The organism is Sphingomonadaceae bacterium OTU29LAMAA1 (genome assembly GCA_024072375.1).
Taxonomy (GTDB): domain Bacteria; phylum Pseudomonadota; class Alphaproteobacteria; order Sphingomonadales; family Sphingomonadaceae; genus Sphingomonas.
The window spans coordinates 1,682,734-1,700,729 of sequence record CP099617.1 but is presented as its reverse complement, the minus strand read 5'-3'; the positions used below and the strand labels follow the sequence as shown (position 1 = coordinate 1,700,729).

Annotated in this window: 11 protein-coding genes; 1 reads left to right on the top strand and 10 read right to left on the bottom strand. The window is 65.9% G+C overall.

What is annotated here, in order from left to right:
• Positions 1–261: 261 nt before the first annotated feature.
• The 9 genes from NF699_08355 to NF699_08315 all read right to left on the bottom strand — a co-directional run bounded on the left by NF699_08355 (position 262) and on the right by NF699_08315 (position 14,258).
• Entirely contained in the window at positions 262–1,815 is a 1,554-nt protein-coding gene (locus tag NF699_08355) for an MFS transporter (protein ID USU06653.1), read from the bottom strand.
• 163 nt (positions 1,816–1,978) lie between these two features.
• The gene (locus NF699_08350) at positions 1,979–3,094 is read right to left on the bottom strand and encodes a glycoside hydrolase family 88 protein (GenBank protein ID USU06652.1); all 1,116 of its coding nucleotides are present in this window, start codon (positions 3,092–3,094) and stop codon (positions 1,979–1,981) included.
• A complete protein-coding gene (locus NF699_08345) occupies positions 3,095–4,306 on the bottom strand; it encodes an arabinogalactan endo-1,4-beta-galactosidase (GenBank protein USU06651.1) in 1,212 nt (403 codons plus the stop codon). It abuts the gene before it with no gap.
• A complete protein-coding gene (locus NF699_08340; GenBank protein ID USU06650.1) occupies positions 4,303–7,287 on the bottom strand; it encodes a beta-galactosidase in 2,985 nt (994 codons plus the stop codon). The genes NF699_08345 and NF699_08340 overlap by 4 nt, the downstream gene beginning before the upstream one ends.
• Positions 7,280–7,594, bottom strand: coding sequence for an L-rhamnose mutarotase (rhaM, locus tag NF699_08335; GenBank protein ID USU06649.1), 315 nt, complete (start codon positions 7,592–7,594; stop codon positions 7,280–7,282). Before rhaM ends, NF699_08340 begins: the two co-directional genes overlap by 8 nt.
• A gap of 52 nt (positions 7,595–7,646) precedes the next feature.
• Positions 7,647–9,104 (bottom strand): glycoside hydrolase family 28 protein, encoded by a 1,458-nt coding sequence (locus tag NF699_08330; GenBank protein ID USU07036.1) that lies wholly within the window; start codon positions 9,102–9,104, stop codon positions 7,647–7,649.
• 214 nt (positions 9,105–9,318) lie between these two features.
• The gene (locus tag NF699_08325) at positions 9,319–10,080 is read right to left on the bottom strand and encodes a glucose 1-dehydrogenase (GenBank protein ID USU06648.1); all 762 of its coding nucleotides are present in this window, start codon (positions 10,078–10,080) and stop codon (positions 9,319–9,321) included.
• 18 nt (positions 10,081–10,098) lie between these two features.
• Positions 10,099–10,893, bottom strand: coding sequence for an IclR family transcriptional regulator (locus tag NF699_08320; GenBank protein USU07035.1), 795 nt, complete (start codon positions 10,891–10,893; stop codon positions 10,099–10,101).
• Positions 10,894–11,000: 107 nt separating this feature from the next.
• Complete coding sequence (locus NF699_08315) at positions 11,001–14,258, bottom strand: TonB-dependent receptor (GenBank protein ID USU06647.1); 3,258 nt, start codon at positions 14,256–14,258, stop codon at positions 11,001–11,003.
• Between the two features lie 428 nt (positions 14,259–14,686).
• Here NF699_08315 and NF699_08310 point away from each other — a divergent pair, with 428 nt between their 5' ends.
• Complete coding sequence (locus tag NF699_08310; protein USU07034.1) at positions 14,687–16,567, top strand: rhamnogalacturonan lyase; 1,881 nt, start codon at positions 14,687–14,689, stop codon at positions 16,565–16,567.
• Between the two features lie 21 nt (positions 16,568–16,588).
• Here the strand turns inward: NF699_08310 and NF699_08305 are convergent, their stop codons facing one another.
• Positions 16,589–17,908, bottom strand: coding sequence for a DUF418 domain-containing protein (locus NF699_08305; protein USU06646.1), 1,320 nt, complete (start codon positions 17,906–17,908; stop codon positions 16,589–16,591).
• Between the last annotated feature and the right edge of the window lie 88 nt (positions 17,909–17,996).

Genomic DNA, 17,996 nt, shown 5'->3' with positions numbered 1-17,996 from the left:
GCGTAGGCGGGGATCCATATTGGCTGGCCTCACGGCTCCGTCGCTACGGTCGCGACTATGGATCCCCGCCTGCGCGGGGATGACGAGTGGTGTGAAGGCCGTCCGTCTTGCCCTATCCCCTCCGTCATCCCGGCGAACGCCGGGACCCATGGCTGCCAGATCGCTGCGGTTCCATCCTATCACCAGCCCAGCGCCTCCATGGGTCCCGGCGTTCGCCGGGATGACGGAATCAGGTATCGGACGAATCGCTAGCGGTTGTCCCTACCGCTGCGCCCCGGCCACCGGGTTGTTGCCCCACAGGCGGTCATAGGACCAGCCGGACAAATCCTCGACCACCGCGGCATGTTCCGGATCGGCGGGCTGGCGTTCGCCGCTGCGGAAGCGCTCGATCTCGTCGAGCAGGATCGCGTGGGTGCGCGGGTCGAGGCGGAAGCGGGTCGATACCAGCGATCCGAAGATCAGCATCGCCAATGTACCTGCGCCGAGCACCCCGACGATGGCGGCGATGGCGGTCGGGCTTTGCGTGGTCGCCTTCGACACGAAGCCGGACGCGCCCATCACCTGCCCGACGAGGATTACGGCCAGTGCCTGACTCATTTTACGGACGAAGGTCATGACGCCGGCAAATGCGCCTTCGCGGCGGCGACCGGTGACGATTTCGTCGACATCCGCCATATAATTGTAGGTTGCCCACGGGATGTAGTTGAGCGCGCCGCGGCCGAGGCCGGCGAACACGACCGGGAGCCAGAACAAGGCCGATGTCGCGGTATAGCCGGCGGCGTACATGGCGAGGAAGATCACCACACCGATCGCGAAGCTGAGTGCGGCGAAGCGGTAGGCGGCGGCCGGCGACAGGCGCAGCGCGAAGTTGATCGCGAGGACGACGGCGACGAGCTGGACGATATAGGTGACGCCGACCAGTTGCCCGACGATCGCGGTCGAACCGGCAAGCGCGAAGATCACGAAATAGGTGAAGGCGGCGTTATAGATGTCTTGGCTGATATAGCCGCCCAGATACATGCCGAGGTGCAACCGGAACGCACGGATACGCAAGGTCGAGAACAGGTTGCGGTACAGTGCCGCGAACGCCGCGCCCAGCGTCGGCTTGTCGTGGACTTCGGCCTCGGCGAGTTCCGGCGGGCGCTGGCGTTCCCAGCTGAAGGTATAGAGCAGCCCCGCCGCACCCATGAACAGGGCGGAGAAGATGATGCCCATATAGAGGTAGGTGTCGGGTGAATCCGGTCCGAGATACGCGATCAGCCATGCCGGCAGGAACGCCGCGGCGATCGCGGAACACTGGCCGCACAGGATGCGCGCGCCGGCGAACTTCGCCTTGGTCTTGTAATCGGTCGCCATTTCCGACGCGAGCGTTTCGTACGGGATGATCTCCATGGCGTAGACCATCTCGAACAACACGTAGGTGACGAGGTAATACCAGAAGCTCTGCCCGGCGACCCACATGATCGCGAACGAGGGCAGCAAGGGGATCGCGGCGAGGATGAAGAAGCGGCGGCGACCGAACTTCCGCCCCAGCCACGTCCGGCCGATATTGTCAGAGACATGGCCGATCAGCGGGCTGGTGAACGCATCGAGCACCCGCGCCACGCCGAAGATGATCGTCGCCTGCACCGCGGAAAGGCCGCAGAAGCTGGTGTAGAAGATCAGGATCCACGTCGAGATGACCGCCATCGAGCCGGCGCCGAGGACGTCGTTCGAGCCATAGGCGAGGAGGTTGTACCAATGCACCGGGCGTGATGGTGCGGTTGGCAGAACGGGTGCGGCGGCGCCAAAGGTCTTTGGGGGGTCGGTGGCCATGTGCTGTGTCCTGTTAGCCCCTCCTCTTCAGGGGAGGGGTTGGGGTGGGGCCTGTCCGCGGGCGTCGGTCTCGGTGAGACATCCCCCACCCCCAGCCCCTCCCCTGAAGGGGAGGGGAGAAATTGAGGTGCCCTCCCCTGAAGGGGAGGGGCTTATGTTCGTGTCAGATGTACGTGCGCAGGAATTCGCCGAGGGCGACCATCGCGAGGCTCTGGCCGTAGGGCATCGAGGTGAGGGCGATGTCCTTGTAGAATTGCTGCGTGTCACCCATCGCGGTGCCGAAGCTGACCTGTTTCAGTTCGCCCGCCTCGTCGATGTTGGCGAGGACGCCGCGGACCGCCTTGATGCCGACCGCCTCGTAATGGCGCGGCAGATAGCCCTTACGCACGCCCTTCAGGATGCCATAGGCGAAGCCGGCGGTGGCCGAGGCTTCGAGGTAGCTCGACGGGTCCATGATCAGCGTGTGCCACAGGCCCGTGTCCGCATCCTGCGTCTCGGCGAGGGTCTTCACCTGCGCCTCGAGCGTGTCGATCAGGAACATGCGCAGCGCATCGCCCTGCGGCAGGTCGAGGATCTCGATGATCTCGGGGATCGCGATCGTCACCCAGCAATTGCCGCGCGCCCACAGCGCCTCGGCGAAATTGTGTCGGCCGTTGAAGTCCCAGCCGTGGAACCACAGGCCGGTCTTCTTGTCGAACAAATACTTGATGTGGACGAGGAACTGGCGCTTCGCCTCCTCGATGTACTGCGGGCGGTTCAGCAGCAGGCCGATCTTGGCGAGCGGCAGCACCGACATCATCAGCGTGTCGTCCCACATCTCGCCCGGATTCTCGTCGTTGTAGACGATGTGCTGGAACCCGCCCTCTTCGGTCTTGGGCAGGCCGTCCGGCGCCATCAGCCATTCGGCCCAGGTGTCGAGATAGGGGATGTAGCGCGGGTCCGGCTCGTGTTCGTAGAGGTAGGCGAGCGTGATGAACGGCGCGACGGTGTTGATGTTCTTGGTCGGCGTGCCCTCGGCGAAGCGATCCTCGAACCATTGCTTGATGATCGCCAGCGCGGCCGTGTCGCCGGTCTGTTCGTAATAGCGCCACATGCCGAACAGGCCGACGCCGTGGGTCCATTCCCAGCCGGCCCAGCCCTTGGTGTCGATGATGCGGCCATCCTCCAGATGGAGCAGGAACTCGCCGGTCTCGTCCTTGATGTTGACGAGGTTGTCCATCAGCTTGGCGATGGCGGCGGTGACCTCCTGCCGGGGAATGTCGTGGGTGAGGGCGGCCAATTAGTGTCTCCTGGGCTTGAACGGGGTGGCGGCATAATCGCGCCCCATCTGTCGGTAGAGGTCGAGGAAGGCGGGATCGGCGTCGTAGCGGCCGCCGTGGTGTTCCGGGGGCTTCGGGCCGGCGGGCGCGGGTGCTGCGCCCGGTGCTTCCGCCGCATTGATGCCTTGCGAGAGCAGGTCGGGCTTCGGCCCTTCGCCGGCGTTGATGCCGCCGCGGGTAAAGATCGCCTCCTGATGCCGCGTCGGTTCCCAGATGAAGCTGCCCCAGCCGTTCGGCTGGGCATGGACGAGGTCGTTGACGTAGCGCTTGCGCGACGAATATTCGAGCGCGAGGAAGCCGTGGTCCGGATAGGCTTTGGTGAAGCCGTCGAACGTTCGCTGCCAATCGCCCTGTGCCGCCTGCTGGTAGCAGGAGAAGCCGGTCGCGTCGAAGCGGACGCCACGCTCGATCAACTGGTCCATCCAGTGGCGGACGATCGGCCAGTGCCGGCCGAGATGGTTGTGGACCGCGACCTTCGCGTCGGGCGTGCTCTCCCGCGCGCCGGCGATCCCGGCCTTCAGCAGCGCCGCGAATCGGTCGTAGCCGCCCGCGCCGGGTACGTTCATGTGCACCGCATCGGTTTGTGGATTGCCGGTCGGGATGGTCAGCGGCACGCGACCGTCGGGCCACAGCATGCCGAACGTCGTCTCGTTGCCGATCACGACGAGGTCGGGGTAGGCGTTGCCCCGCTTCAGCGCGGTGAGCGCGTCGACGGTGTGGCGGTGGACGGCATCGACCAGCTTCGCGAAGGGCAGCGTCGCCCAGGCGGCGGGCTTGTCCTGATGCTGCGGATCGGCCCAGGTGTCGGAATAGTGCAGCGTCAGCGAGAAGTGGAAGCCGGCCTGCTTGATGCGGCGACCGAACGCGACCGTCTGTGCGATGTCGCACCACGGGCCGCCGGGCTTGCCCTTCGAATAGCCGTTGGCCGGATCGACGAACAGGCGCAGCTTGATCGCGTTGAAGCCGGCATCGCGCAGGATCGTGAGCGGATCGCGCTGTTTGCCATCGGCGAAATAGGTCGCGCCGGCGGCCTCGTCCTCGGGCAGCCACGATACGTCCGCGCCGAGCAGATAGGGCCACGGGCGGGTCGCGGCGGCGCGTGCGGGGGCAAGGCCAGCGACACCGGCGGCGGCGACCCCGAGCCCGAGCGTGCGGCGCGTGATCGCGGTCATTTCGGCGGCGCCGGGCTTTGCGGCGCGGCGACCATCGTCACCGGCAGGCCGCCCTTGACCGAGCGCATCTCGACCAGCCTGACCGGCTCCAGTACGTCGCCGGGTGCGCCGTCGGAGGTGACCGCCAGCGCGATGGTGTTCGCGCCATGGTGGTTGAGGATGCCTTCCGGGATCGGGAAGACGCGCTGCGGACCGACATGGGCGATGAACTGGCCCATGTTCCAGCCGTTGACGAACAGCAATGCGCGGTATCTGGCGACGGAACGCGGTGTCGTCGTATCGCCGAACGCGACGGCGACCGTCGTGTCCTGACCCTTGGGCAGCGCGAGGTCGAAGCGGGTGCGATACCATGTCGTCCCCGGCTGCACGCTGGCAGGTGCGGCCTGCCACTTGGCGTCGTCGAAGCCGGGCAGGTGCCAGCCATTGCGTTCGCCGAACTGGCCGCCGTTGTTGGCGACGCCGCGGGCAGGATCGGGCAGATCCTCGCCGCCCTGCTTGCCCTGAATCTTCCATGCAATAGGCACGGCGAAGCTGCGGCCGCCGGGGGCTTCGATCGACGCGGAGATCAGCCCGCGCGCTTCCTTGTGCGCGTCGTCGCTGTCGAGATCCCAGTTGTGGCCGTTGTTGCGGACCATGATGCTGACGACATGCTCGCCGCCACCCTGGACGCTGGCGGGCAGGTCGAAGCGGGCGGTGCCGGTGGTGATCGGGCGGGGGAGGCCGCCGGGCAGCTCGTGCTGGCCGACGAACTGGCCATCAACCCATACCTGCACCATACCGGAGCCGCCTGCGCCGTAGTAGAGCGCGATCTGCTTCGCGTCGGGCGTGCCGGTGAAGCGGCCGCGATACCAGACGTCGCCGTCGTGGAAGCCGTAGGCGTCCATCGACAGATTGGGCTGGCCATCGGGACGCGCGGTGATGCTGGCGTAGGGCTTGCCCTCGGCCGCTTGCCATGTGCTGTCGTCGAAGCCGGGCTGCGTCTCGGGCGAGCCGTAGGCGGCACGCCACGTCAGCGATGGCAACGTGACGGCGGCGGGGCCGGCAAGCGGGCGGGTGGAGATACGGCTGCCGATCGGCGTGGTTCTGGTGACGACGGCGGTGCCGTTCCAGCGGACCGACCTGATCGCTGCCGGTGCCCAGAGCTCGAGCGGGGTGTTTTCGCGCGTGTCGCCGGTGAGCGTCAACGTGCCGCCCTTCGCCGTCACGCTACGGACGAGCGCCGGGCCGCGGACGAGGGCGGGACCTTGTCGCCAGTAGCGGACTGCCTCAGCCTCGTCGGCGAGGATCAGCGTCAGCGGCGGACGGCCGCCGCCCTCGATCCGCACGACGGCGCGGCCCTGGTGCGGGTAGTTGAGGCGCAGGTCGCCCTTCGCTGCGTCGAACTGGCTGGTCGCCTGTCCTTCGAGCACGCGGACCTGTGGAGCGGAGGCGTAGCGCAGCACCGTCTCGCCGTTTTCGCCGGCGCGGCCGTAGAGCAGCATCAGGTCGTTGCCGTCGGCGGACAGCGCCGCCTGTAGCTCGGACGTCGAATAGACCAGCCGCTGCTTGCCGACATTCACACCCGCGACCAGCCACTTGGCGTCGAAGCCGTTGAGGCGCATCGGCTCGGCGGCAGGGAAGGTGTAGCGGCCGTCGGGCAGGTCGGCGGTGATCGTGAAGCGATCGTCGGTGCTGCCGTTCGACGGCTTGTGCGTCACCATCAGGAAGCGCGCGTCGGTCTCCGGGCTTTTATCGTGATAGACCTGTACGTTGGGCGACGACACGACCGGCTCGCCCGCCGGGACCATGCCGGCGAGGTCGGGGACGGTGGCGATCAGGCCGCCCAGTTGCTTCATCTCCTCCGCCTTCGCGCGCAGCTCACGCGGTTCCGAGATCGCGGAGCCGTAATCGTAGCTGGTGAACACCACCGGGGCCGGGAGCCAGCCCCAGCTGGTGCCGCCATATCCCATGTAGACGCTCTGGATGTCGATGCCGTTGGCGAGATTGGTGCCGTAGAATACGCGCTGGAAACGCTTGCCGCGCTGGATCGCGTTGCATTCGTAGCCGCCGTTCGATCCCCAGTAATCGAACCAGCCGCCGCCGAATTCGGCGAGGAATGCGGGCGTGTCCGGCGAGGCCGAGGCGCCGCCCTTGGCGCCGCCGGGGCCGTAATAACCCCAGTCGGGTGCGGCCGATCCGCGCGTCGGCTTGCCAGCCACGGTGCAGGTGCCGCCGGGATAGCCGTCGAAGGCGTAGAGGTCGTTGGGGCCGTGGACGACGTTCTCGACCTTGCTGCTCTCTGGCACCCAATAGCCGTTGCGGCCCTGATCGTTGTGGAACAGCGGCACGGTGATGCCGTCGCCGCGCGCCTTGGCGTAAAGGTGGTCCATGTAACGGCGCTGCGCCGGGGTGGTGAGGGCCAGCTCGTTCTCGATCTGGTGGAGGATGACCGTCCCACCATTGTTGATCTGGTGGCGGGCGATGATCGCGTCGATCCGGGTCAGCCATTCGTCGGCCGCCGCCATATAGGCGGGATCGTCGGTGCGGGCGCGGCCGCGCTGGTTGACCAGCCATCCGGGGAAGCCGCCGCGCGACAGCTCCGCGTTCACGTACGGGCCGGCGCGGGTAATGACGTACAGGCCCTCTTCCGCCGCCTCGCGCAGGACGCGGTCCATGTCGCGGATGCCGGTGAAGTCGTACACACCCTGTTTCGGGCTGTGATAGCCCCAGTCGAAGTAGATCGCGACGGTGTTGAAGCCGCTCGCCTTCAGCTTTTGCAGGACGTCGCGCCACAGGTCGGGGCTGGGTAGGCGAAAGGGATGGAATTCGGCGGACCAGATCACCTGGCGCTTCCCATCGATCATCAGCGAGCGCGCGTCGTAGCTAACGCGGCCGAAGGTTTTCACCGGCGCGGCGAGGTTTTCGGTGGGTTTGGCGACCTGCGCGTGCGCGGTGGTGGCGAGCAGGAAGGCGAGCATCCCGCCCGCAGTGCGCTTAATCATGGTGGAAGATCATCGGCAACGGGGTTTCGACCGGGCGGTTGTCCGGCTCGACCTCCATCAGCGGGGCCATGTAATCCCACCAGCGCTTCATCACCGGATGGTCGGGCAGCGCGTCGCGGTCGTTGTCCTCGGCCAGCTTGAGCACCGCGAACAGCGACAGCGTGACTTCGTCGAGGAAGATCGAATAGTCATGGATGCCGCTGTCGGTGAGCAGCGTCGACAGTTCGGGCCAGATTTCGTCGTGGCGGCGGCGATATTCGTCGATGACGCCGGGCTTCAGCTGCATCTTGAATGCGTGGATCGACACGAAACCCCTCCAGACCATTATATGGAATTGGTATGTAGGATTTGGTAAGCCGTTATCCGGTCGCCGTCAAACGGTAAGCGCGCCAGAGTGGTGTGTTCGTGACACGCAGGTCGGTCGCATCCTCGACCCGGAATGGCGGGCGGGCGTCGGGCGTGGCGGTGTCGAGCGTCAGGCCGACGATCACCAGTCCGCGCGCGTGACGGACCCACAGGCCCCACGCCGGGGTGACGCCGAACATGCTCGGTTCAGGGTATGCCGTGGCGAGTTCCTCCGGCCGGCGGGCGGCGTCCGCGGCGGTGCCGCCGCCGGCGTAGGTGAGGCTTATGTCCTTGAGGCGGACGTTCTCGACGGGGCGATCGGGCAGGCCGGCGATGATGGCGGCGAAGCGATGATCGATGCCGCTGGCGTCGACCTGTTCGATCAGCACGCCCCGGATCGCCCCAACACCGGTGCCGGCGGGGCCGCGGCGGCGGTCGCCGATGCGCAGGAACAGGGGCGCGGTGGTGATGTCGCGCATCGTCAGCCGGCGCGCGACGACGTTCTCCATGACGCCGCCATCGACCGTCTCCAGCGCGAGGCCGCGGCAATGGTGGAAGGTGCAATCCTCGATAAGGATGTTGCGATAGCCGCCGTTGCTCTCGGTGCCGAGCTTGATGCGCCCGGTGGGGCGGTCGCGATCGGGGGCGAGGATTTGCGTCGTGCGGCCGGTGCCGTCGAGCATCGTGCCGAGGTCGTAGCCGCTGACCGCGCAGTGACGCACGACGACATTTTCCGCCGGGATGGCGCGGCCGAGGGCGAAGCTGCTCTTGATAACGATCGCGTCGTCATTGGGCGTGTTGACCCGGCAGCGTTCGACAATCGTGTCGGCGACGCAATCGAGGTCGATGCCGTCGCGATCGGTATCGATCGACAGGTCGTGGATGTGCAGGCCCCGCGTGCCGGTCGCGAGGATGGCGAAGTGGCCGCATTGGTGCATCGTGAAGCCGGACAGGCGGATGTTACGCCCGTTCTTCAGCGCGATGGCCTTGTTGCCGAGGCCGTTCATGCGGGTGGCGTCGGGTTCGAGTTTCGCGATCTCCGCTGCGGTCATCTGGCGCATCGACAGCGGGCGTTCGCCGGTCTGTGCCTTCCAGCGTGCGCCGGGGCCGTCGCGGGTGAGGCCGAGGCCGTAAATCAGGCCGGGGCCGGTGATCGCGACGTCCTCGACATCCTCGCCCCAGATCAGGCTGTTGCGCCAATGGCTGTGGCCGAAGTCCTGGTAGAGTTGCTCGCCGTTGTCTTCCGGCAGGTCGTAACCCGTGCCGGTCGCGGCCTCGATCACCGCGCCCTTGGCCAGCACGATGGTGACGCGGCTGCGCAGGCGGATCGAGTAGCAGCGGTAGCGGCCGGCGGGGATGGTGACGGTGCCGCCTTGCGGGCGCGATGCCGCGGCGGAGATGGCGGCGTTGATCGCGGGGGAGTCGAGCGCCTTGCCGTCGCCCTTCGCGCCGTGGTCGCGGATGTCGATCATCGTCGCGGCGTGAGCGGGAAAGGGGAGGAGGATGGTGGCGAGTGCGATCCCCACGTCCCTGCGTGTCACCGGCATCGTCACCACGCACACTCGTCATGCCGGACTTGTTCCGGCATCCACTCGTCCGCGAGGGATTCCCTCGCGGTACGGTGGACCCCGGAACGAGTCCGGGGTGACGGCTGGGATTTGGTGAGCGCCGGCACCACCATGTTGCCTATTGCAGGTTCACGTAGGCGCCGCCGTCGACCAGCAGCGAAGCGCCGGTGACATATTGCGACAGGTCCGACGCGAGGAAGACGGTCGGCCCGACGAGGTCCTCCGGCTGTCCCAGGCGACCGAGCGGGATGCGCCCTTCCATGTACGAACGCTTCCCCTGATCGGCGAGATCGTCCTTGTTGATGTCGGTCAGGATCGTGCCGGGGAACAGCGAGTTGCAGCGGATGCCGTGCTTGCCGAGTGCGATCGCGACGGACTGCATCAGCGAATGCAGGCCCGCCTTGGTCGGGGTGTAATGCGTCTGGTATTCGCCGCCGACCAGCGCCGAGATCGACGACATTGCGATGATCGAGCCGCCGTCGCCCTGTTTCACCATCTGGTTCGCCGCCGCCTGAACCATGAAATAGGCGCCGTGCAGATTGACCTTCATCGTCCGCTCGAACGTCTCGACCGGCATGTCGAGAAAGGCGTGGAAGGGGCAGATGCCGGCATTGTTGACGAACACGTCGACGCGGCCCAGCGCCGCCACCGCCCTGCCGACGAAATCGGTCGCGGTGGCAGGATCGGACACGTCGCCCTGCACCGCGATGCCCTTGCGGCCCAGCGCCTCGATCTCGGCGACGGCGGCGTTGGCGCCGTCGACGTCGCGGCTGAAGTTCAGCGCGACGTTCGCACCGTGCTTCGCGCAGCCGATCGCCACGGCGCGGCCGATGCCGGCCGACGCGCCGGTGACCAGCACGGTCTTGCCTTCGAGCAACATCCTATTCTCCTTGGGTCTTCAGTCGGTGGACGGCTCGAAGCCGAGTTCGTGGCTGATCGCGTCTGCGGTGGCGCGGACTTCGTCGGACAGCGCGGTCATGCGATCGTCGCTCATATATTGCGCGGCGGTGGACACGCTGATGGCGCCGACGATCTTGCGGGCGGCATCGCGAATCGGTGCGGCGACGCAGCGGATCTGGTCCTCGTTCTCCTCGAGGTCGAAGGCGCGGCCGCAGGCGGCATAGCCTTCCATCCGCTCCCGCCAGACCGCGGCGTCCGCTTTCATCGATCCCGCCGCCTGATCCGCGGCGAAGCGCTCGTCCCAATAGGCGGGAGGCGAGTCGATCATCAGCGCCTTGCCGAGTCCGGTCGAACTGAGCGGCTGGCGATCGCCGACACGGCTGGAGATGGTGATGCGGCGCCGGCCCGGCACCTTGTCGAGGTAGAGCGCGAAATCGCCGTCGAACACGCCGAGGTGCACGGTATCCTCGGTCGAGGCGGCGAGTTCCTCGAGATGCGGGCGCGCGACTTGCACCAGATCGGCCTGGGCCTGCGCCAGCGTGCCGAGCAGCAGCAGCTTCGGCCCCAGCCGGTAACCGGCACGCGGGGTGAAGGCGAGGTAGCCGCGATCGACCAGCGCGGACAGCAGCCGGTGGGTCGTGCTCTTGGTGAGGTCGAGCCTCGTCGCGAGTTCGCTCAACGTCAGCACTTCGTGACTGACAGCCTCGATCAGGTCGAGCCCGCGCATCAGCGTCTGGCTGCCCGCGCCAACCGAACCGCCAGCCAGATTGGGGGCGTCGGGTTTGTCGATCATTGCCGTAGTGCTCATGTCCACTCCTTAGGACTCCTTCTTACATCCTGGCAATGTAACAAGCGACCGGCCGCCGCAGCAGCGACGACCGGCCGAGGGGGAGGAACGGGTCAGAACTTAAGCTGGAAACCGGCAAAGAACCGCTGGCCGGGATAGTAGACTTCCTGCGTCCCGATGCCTTTGACATACGAACGGGAATATTCCTTCCCGATATTCTGCATCTCCATGAAGATGCTGTAATGCCATTCCGGGAAGCGGAAGGTCACCTTGCCGTCCAGATAGCCTTCGGCCTGACGATAAATCGGCAGGTTGCCGTTGTTCGCGTCAGCGACAGTGACCAGCCAGTCGGAACGGTAGTTGTAGCTCATGCGGGCATTCAGGAAGCCCTTATCGTAGAAGATGCTGGCGTTATACGTCCACTTCGAAAGGCCGGGATATTCGTCGAGCGGCAAACCGGTCGCCGAATTGGTCAGGTTGGTGCGGATCGCGCGCGCCCACGTGACGTTGCCCGACGCGCCGAACCCGTCGAACGGCTTGGGCAGGAAGGTGAAGGCGGTCTGCGCGCTCGCCTCGATACCGTCGAGGAGGGCGCCGAAGCCGTTGACCGGCTGGCGCACGGTGTAGAGCAGGCCATCGCCGAACAGGTCGACACCCGAACGGGTGACGTTCGGCACCACGAAGCTCTTCTCGTATTTCTTGTAATAGCCGAGGCTCAGCAACGTATCGCGGTTGGGATACCAGGCGAGGTTCACTTCCCACTGGTCGGCGCGATAGGGGACGAGGTTCGGATTGCCCGCGGTGCAGGTGTCGTCCGCCGCCGCGATCGTAACGTCGTCGAGGCAGTTGATGTTCGGCACCAGATCGGTCGGCCTTGGGCGTGCGAGGTTCTTGGCCCAGTTCGCGCGCGCGACGAGGTTCGGCGTGATCTCCAGCGCGAGATTGAACGCCGGCAGCCAGTCGGTGTAGCTGTTCTTCAGCGACAACTGCTGTGCCGCCAGCACGACGGTTTCGTTGGCCGTGTTCGCCGCGTTCCGCCGGGTGATGCGGCTGACGTTGGTGCCGGTGCCGGTATCCGTCGTCTTGAGATAGCGGATACCGCCGTTGCCGGTCAGGTGCATGCCGAGCACTTCGCTATCGAGATTGAACTTCAGATAGGCGGCGGTGATGTTCTCATCGATCTTGATGTTCGGGATCTGCGGCAAGCCATCGGCGAAGCGCACGGTGTCCTGATTGAAACGCGACAAGTCGTAATATCGCTCCAGTACCGCCTGATTGAACAGAGGCACCGCAATCCGGCTGGGGGCACTTTCGGGAACGACGCTGAGACCGGTGAACAGCGGTGCACCGCCGCTGATACCGCTGTTGCCGGCGATCAGCTGCTGATATTCGGCCTGTGTAATGTTGAAGTTGTTGCCGTTCCGTCGCACCGGCACCTGCGCATTTACGCGGTCGATCGTGGTGGTGAACGACTGGTTGTTGTCCGTCTGATAGACCAGTGGCGTAACGCCCGGCGCGGACAGAAGGCGGAAGCCGCCGTTGGTGTAGTTCAGGAACTTCTGCTCGCGGTATTGACCGCCGTATTCAATGCTCTTCAGCGGACCAGCTTCGACTTCATAGTCGACATCGAGCTTCAACTGGAATTCGGAGTTGTTGAAATCCTGCGGCCGGTACTGAACCGTCGGTCCCGCCTGCCCCGCATTACCGGGACGATTGAAGTCGGCATAGATGCTGGGATCGGCGGGGTTGATCGCGCTCGGATAGATGAAGACCGGCAGGCCGAGATCATTGCGGCGATCAACCGCAATGCCGCCTACGCCAGTCGAATAGGACACCAGATTGGTGTTGTTGATCGTGCGTGCCGTCGCCTTGGAAATCAGGCCCTTCATCTGCATGCGATCGACATTCCAGTCGAAGCCGCCGAGGAAATACTTGGACTTCTGATCATAGTCGAAATCGCGGCGCTGAACGCTGAGGATGTTGCTCGACCCGTTGAAATTGGGGGCCGCCGCGGTGCCGATGTTCACCGAGTTGAGCGCGTTGGTCCAGCTGGTGACGACGTGATTCTCGTCCACCGTAGCGGTGCCGCGCGTGATCTGCGGACGCGAGGTGCCGCCGGACGCATTGGCGGCGAGTGGCGCGTCGGTCTGGAAGCGTTCGAACCGCGACGTATCGATGGCATAGTTGGTGTCCGACAGTCGCTGGTTGCGGTTGTTTACCTGTGCTTCGCCGAACACGCGGAAGTTGTTGGTGAATTCATACTGCGCCGTAAAGTCGGCCGAGATGCGCTTGTCGCGGCGGACAAGATTACGATAACGGACCGTCGACGGGATCCAGTCGAAGAACTGGGTTTCGCAGGCGAGGCGATTGGCCGTCGCGGATGCCGCGGTGGTGCCCGTGACGCCCGCGCAGCTGCCATAGGTGTTGAATGCCGAATACGTCGAGTTCGCTACCGTCTTCTGATCCGTACGATCGAAATCGGCAAAGCGGTTGAAGTTGGTGTTGCTGATATAATCCTGACGCGTCGTCTTGTCGTCATAGGTTACGTTCAGCAGGACGCCGAGGCGGTCGGTGAACAGGCTCGGGGTGCCCAGCACCAGCGTGCCACGCGGACGCCAGTCCTGCGTGGTGTCGAGATGCTGTTCGGAGAAGACGAGCGTCCCGAGGGGCTTCTTCAGTTCCAGCGGCTTGCGCGTTTCGACCGACACAGTGCCGCCGATGCCGCCCTCGGTCAGGTCGACCGAATAACCTTTGTAGACGTCGATCGACTTGACCAGCTCGGTCGCGAGCTCGCGGAAGTCGCCGGCGCGGGTGCCCGTTGCGGACACCTGGCTGACGCCGTTGATCTCGACGCGGTTGAGGTCCGGTTCGACGCCGCGGATCGATACCTGCGTGCCTTCACCAAAATCGCGGCTCAGCTGCACGCCGGTGACGCGCGACAGCGAATCGCCAATGTTCTTGTCGGGGAAGCTGGCGATGTCGTCGGCGACGATCGAGTCGACGACGGTGCCGGCGTTGCGCTTGCGGGCGATGGCCGATTGCAGCGAGGCGCGGGTGCCGACGACCAGGATGTCTTCGGGCGAGGCTTCGGGGCTGGCCTGTGCTGCATCCTGTGCGGCGGGAGCGGCCTGTGCGGCGTCCTGCACCGGGGGATTGGCGGCCGGGGTTTCCGCTGCTGCCTTCGGCTCGACGGCCGCAGACGACGGCGCGATGTTGCGGTCTTCCGGCGGGGCCGTTTCCGGGCGCGCGCCCGGCGCGGGCGCCTGACCGTTGGTCGTCTGGGCGCCGGCGGGTGCGATCGCGCAGCCCAGCGCGATGGCGAGCGCGGAGGTGGTCGCGAGCGTGCGGCGGGTGCCTCGGCTGATGGTCATATCGTATCTCCCCTTGGATGCCGCGTGGAGCGGCCTGTGGGCGTTGCGTGTCGCAATCGCCCCATGCTGATGTGGTGTGACGTGTTCCAGATACGGGCGTTACCCGGCGGGATGCGGTCCGGCGGCGGGCACGCTGGCGTGCGGCGCGGATCGATCGGTTCGCGGCAATGGCAATGTCATCATGCGTCCCCTCCAGTACGATGCGGCTGTTACCGTCATCGGCGGCGTTTCATGCCGTCCTGCCCGTGTCCATATACTGGGCCAGAGTTCCGTTCCTATGTTGCCAAAATTTGAAATGCAATCATGATTATTGAGACAATGCGGATTCGCCGGATCGTGATGCACCGACGAAACGGTTATGGGAGAAGATCATGAAGGTCATCAATCGCAATGGCATGCTGGCGGCCCTGCTGGCCGGATCGCTGTCGATGCCCGGTGGCGCGATCGCCGCCGCGGCGCCCGGACGCGTACTGGAGACGCTGGATCGCGGTGTCGTCGCGGCACCCGCCAAGGATGGCGGCTGGCTGATCAGCTGGCGGCTGCTTGCTACCGACCCGAAAGGGCTCGGGTTCGACGTCTACCGCGACGGTCGCAAGATCAACCCGGCTGCGGTGAGCGGCGCGACATCGTTCGTCGATGCGCAGGGCAGTGCCACCAGCCGCTATACGATCAAGGCGATCGGTGTGCGCGGCGCGGCTGCGACGAGCAAGCCGGCCCTGATGCTGCCGCGCGGCTATCTGTCGATCCCGCTGACGCCGCCGTCGGGGGGCACCACGCCGGACGGACAGGCCTATACCTACACCGCCAACGACGCGTCGGTCGGCGACCTCGACGGTGACGGCCGGTACGAGGTGGTGCTGAAATGGGACCCGACCAACAGCCATGACAACAGTCAGGCGGGCTATACGGGCAACGTGCTGCTCGACGCGTATACGCTGGCGGGCAAGCGGTTGTGGCGGATCGACCTCGGCCGCAATATTCGGGCTGGGGCGCATTATACCCAGTACCAGGTCTTCGACTTCGATGGCGACGGCCGGGCGGAGATCGCGGTGAAGACCGCCGACGGCACCGTCGACGGGACGGGCAGGGCCATCGGCGATGCGAAGGCCGACTGGCGCGGTCATGTCGGCGAGGTGCCACAACCCGATCGCACCGGGGCCACGCTGCTCCCCGACGGCACGAAGGTTGCGCGCCTGCAGGGCCGCATCCTGAAAGGCCCGGAATATCTGACGGTGTTCGAGGGGAGGACCGGCCGCGCCCTGGCGAGCGCACCCTATGATCCGCCGCGGTTTCCGGGCGGCAATCCGACGTTCGAACAGCTGCGCGACACCTGGGGGGACGGTTACGGCAACCGGTCGGACCGTTTCCTCGCGGGCGTCGCCTATCTCGACGGCACGCTGCCGAGCATGATCTTCGGCCGCGGTTATTACGCGCGAACGGTGGTCGCGGCGTACGACTATCGTGGCGGCAAGCTGACCAGGCGCTGGACGTTCGACAGCGCGGCGCCGGGAAACGCCGATTATGCGAGCCGCGGCAACCACGAACTCAGCATCGCCGACGTCGATGCGGATGGTCGCGACGAGGTGATCTACGGATCGATGGCGATCGACGACAATGGCAAGGGGCTGTGGACGCAGCCGCTGTATCATGGCGACGCGATGCACGTCGCCGACCTCGATCCCGGGCGGCCGGGTCTGGAGAAATGGGGCGTGCACGAGGAGATCCGTCGCAACGGCCAGATCGGATCGGCCCTGCTCGATGCGCGGACGGGTCAGGTGTTGTGGAGCAAGCCCGCCGAGAAGGACACCGGCCGCGGCGTCGCCGCCGACCTCGATCCGCGCTACGTCGGTGCGGAATTCTGGGGATCGAACAGCCGCGAGCTGTTCGACGTCAAGGGCAATGCGATCGGACCGGCGCCACGCCAGACCAACTTCGCGCTCTATTGGGACGGCGATTTGTTGCAGGAATTGCTCGACGGCACGACCGTCAGCAAATGGGACTGGCGGACCGGCAGCGCGATACCGTTGCTGCATCCCGACGATGTCGCATCGAACAACGGCACCAAGTCGAACCCGGCGTTGCAGGCGGACATTCTGGGGGACTGGCGCGAGGAGGTGATGTGGCGATCCGCGGACAATCGCGAATTGCGGATCTATGTCACTCCCTATCCGACGACGCACCGGCTGGTGACGCTGATGCACGATCCCATCTATCGCATGGGCGTGGCGTGGCAGAACACCGCCTACAACCAGCCGCCGCATCTGGGCTATTTTCCGGGTAGCCGGACGCCCGGCGACACCGCCGAGTGATCCGGGGTCCATCCCGCGCCTTTACAGGGGTACGGGATGGACCCTGGCGTCGGGGCTGCCGTAAGCGATGGTGCGCAGCAGCGTCTCCGCCGGTCCCATCGCGTGCGTGGCGAGCCACCAGCGACACACCAGGGCCGAGATCGCCCAGATCGCTGCCGCGACCAGCCATAGCTGCGGCAGCGACAGCATTCCGACATAGCCGCCGACGTAGAAGATCGCCGCGCCGAGGATGGATTGCAGGCAATAGACCGACAGCGTCATCCGCCCCAATGCCCGCAGCGTGACGGCTTGCCCGAACAACCCGCCGCGGAACAGCAGCACGGCCAGGCCGACATGGCCCAGCGTCACGAGCAGGCGTGCGGGTTCGAACGATGCCTCCGCCAAGACCCATTCCCAGCCGGGCGCGAGCGGCGATCCCATGTCGAAGCCGGTGCGCGCCATCAGGGCGACGTGCAGGCCGCGCAGCAGCAGCCCGCCCGCATAGCCATAGAGCAGCAATCGCCGATAGGTCCCGGTGGATGCCGCGCCGGTCAGGATGCCGAGCCGGAACAGCGCCATGCCGATCAGCATGAAGCTGATGCTCTCGCCGATATCGACCCAGCCGGTGATGGTCAGGTTCTCGCGCATCCAATAGCCACCGCTCCAGTGGAGCAGCGACAACAGATGCGTGCGCTGCCGGATGCGCTCGGCACGCTCGACGGCGGTCAAGCGGATGCTGCTGCGGTGAGCGCGTTCGGCAGCGATCGCGTCACGATCGTCGCTCGTCACCGGCTGACCCGCTTGCAGCCGCGTGGCGGCGGCGTCGCCCTGTTCCAGCTGTACGACCTGCTGATGCGTCCAGAATGCGCCGTTGGCGGCAAGGCCGGCGGTCAGCAGCGCCGCCGCGATCAGCAGCGTTCGCGGGCGTGCGGAGCGGAACGCCAGCAGGAACAGGCCGCTGATCCCGTAATTCCACAGGATCTCGCCCGGCCACAGGAAGACCAGCCATTGCACCACGCCGAACCCCATCAGCGCGATGCACCGCCGCGCCCAGACGTCCAGCGGGCGTGCCGAAGCGCCGGTGCCCTCCGCCCGGCGTAGCATGATGACCATGCTTGCCCCGAACAGCAGCGTGAACAGGCCGCGCATCGCGCCCTGCACGAACAGCGTCTGGATACCCCAGCTTACCCATTCGAGGTTCCATGCGGCCGGAAAATGGGTCAGCGGATAATCGGCGACATCGCCCATGCCGTGGATGTTCATCAGCAGGATGCCGCAGATCGCTATTCCGCGCAGGACGTCGAGCGTATGGATACGCTCGGCCGACGTGGTCGGATCGCAGGGGGCGGGGGGATGCAACATCACGATGCCAAATATTTCGATTCGCGTTAAAAAACGTGCCCCCCGGCATCTCCGCCCTTGCCGCACACCGCCGGCGGGGCACCAGCCA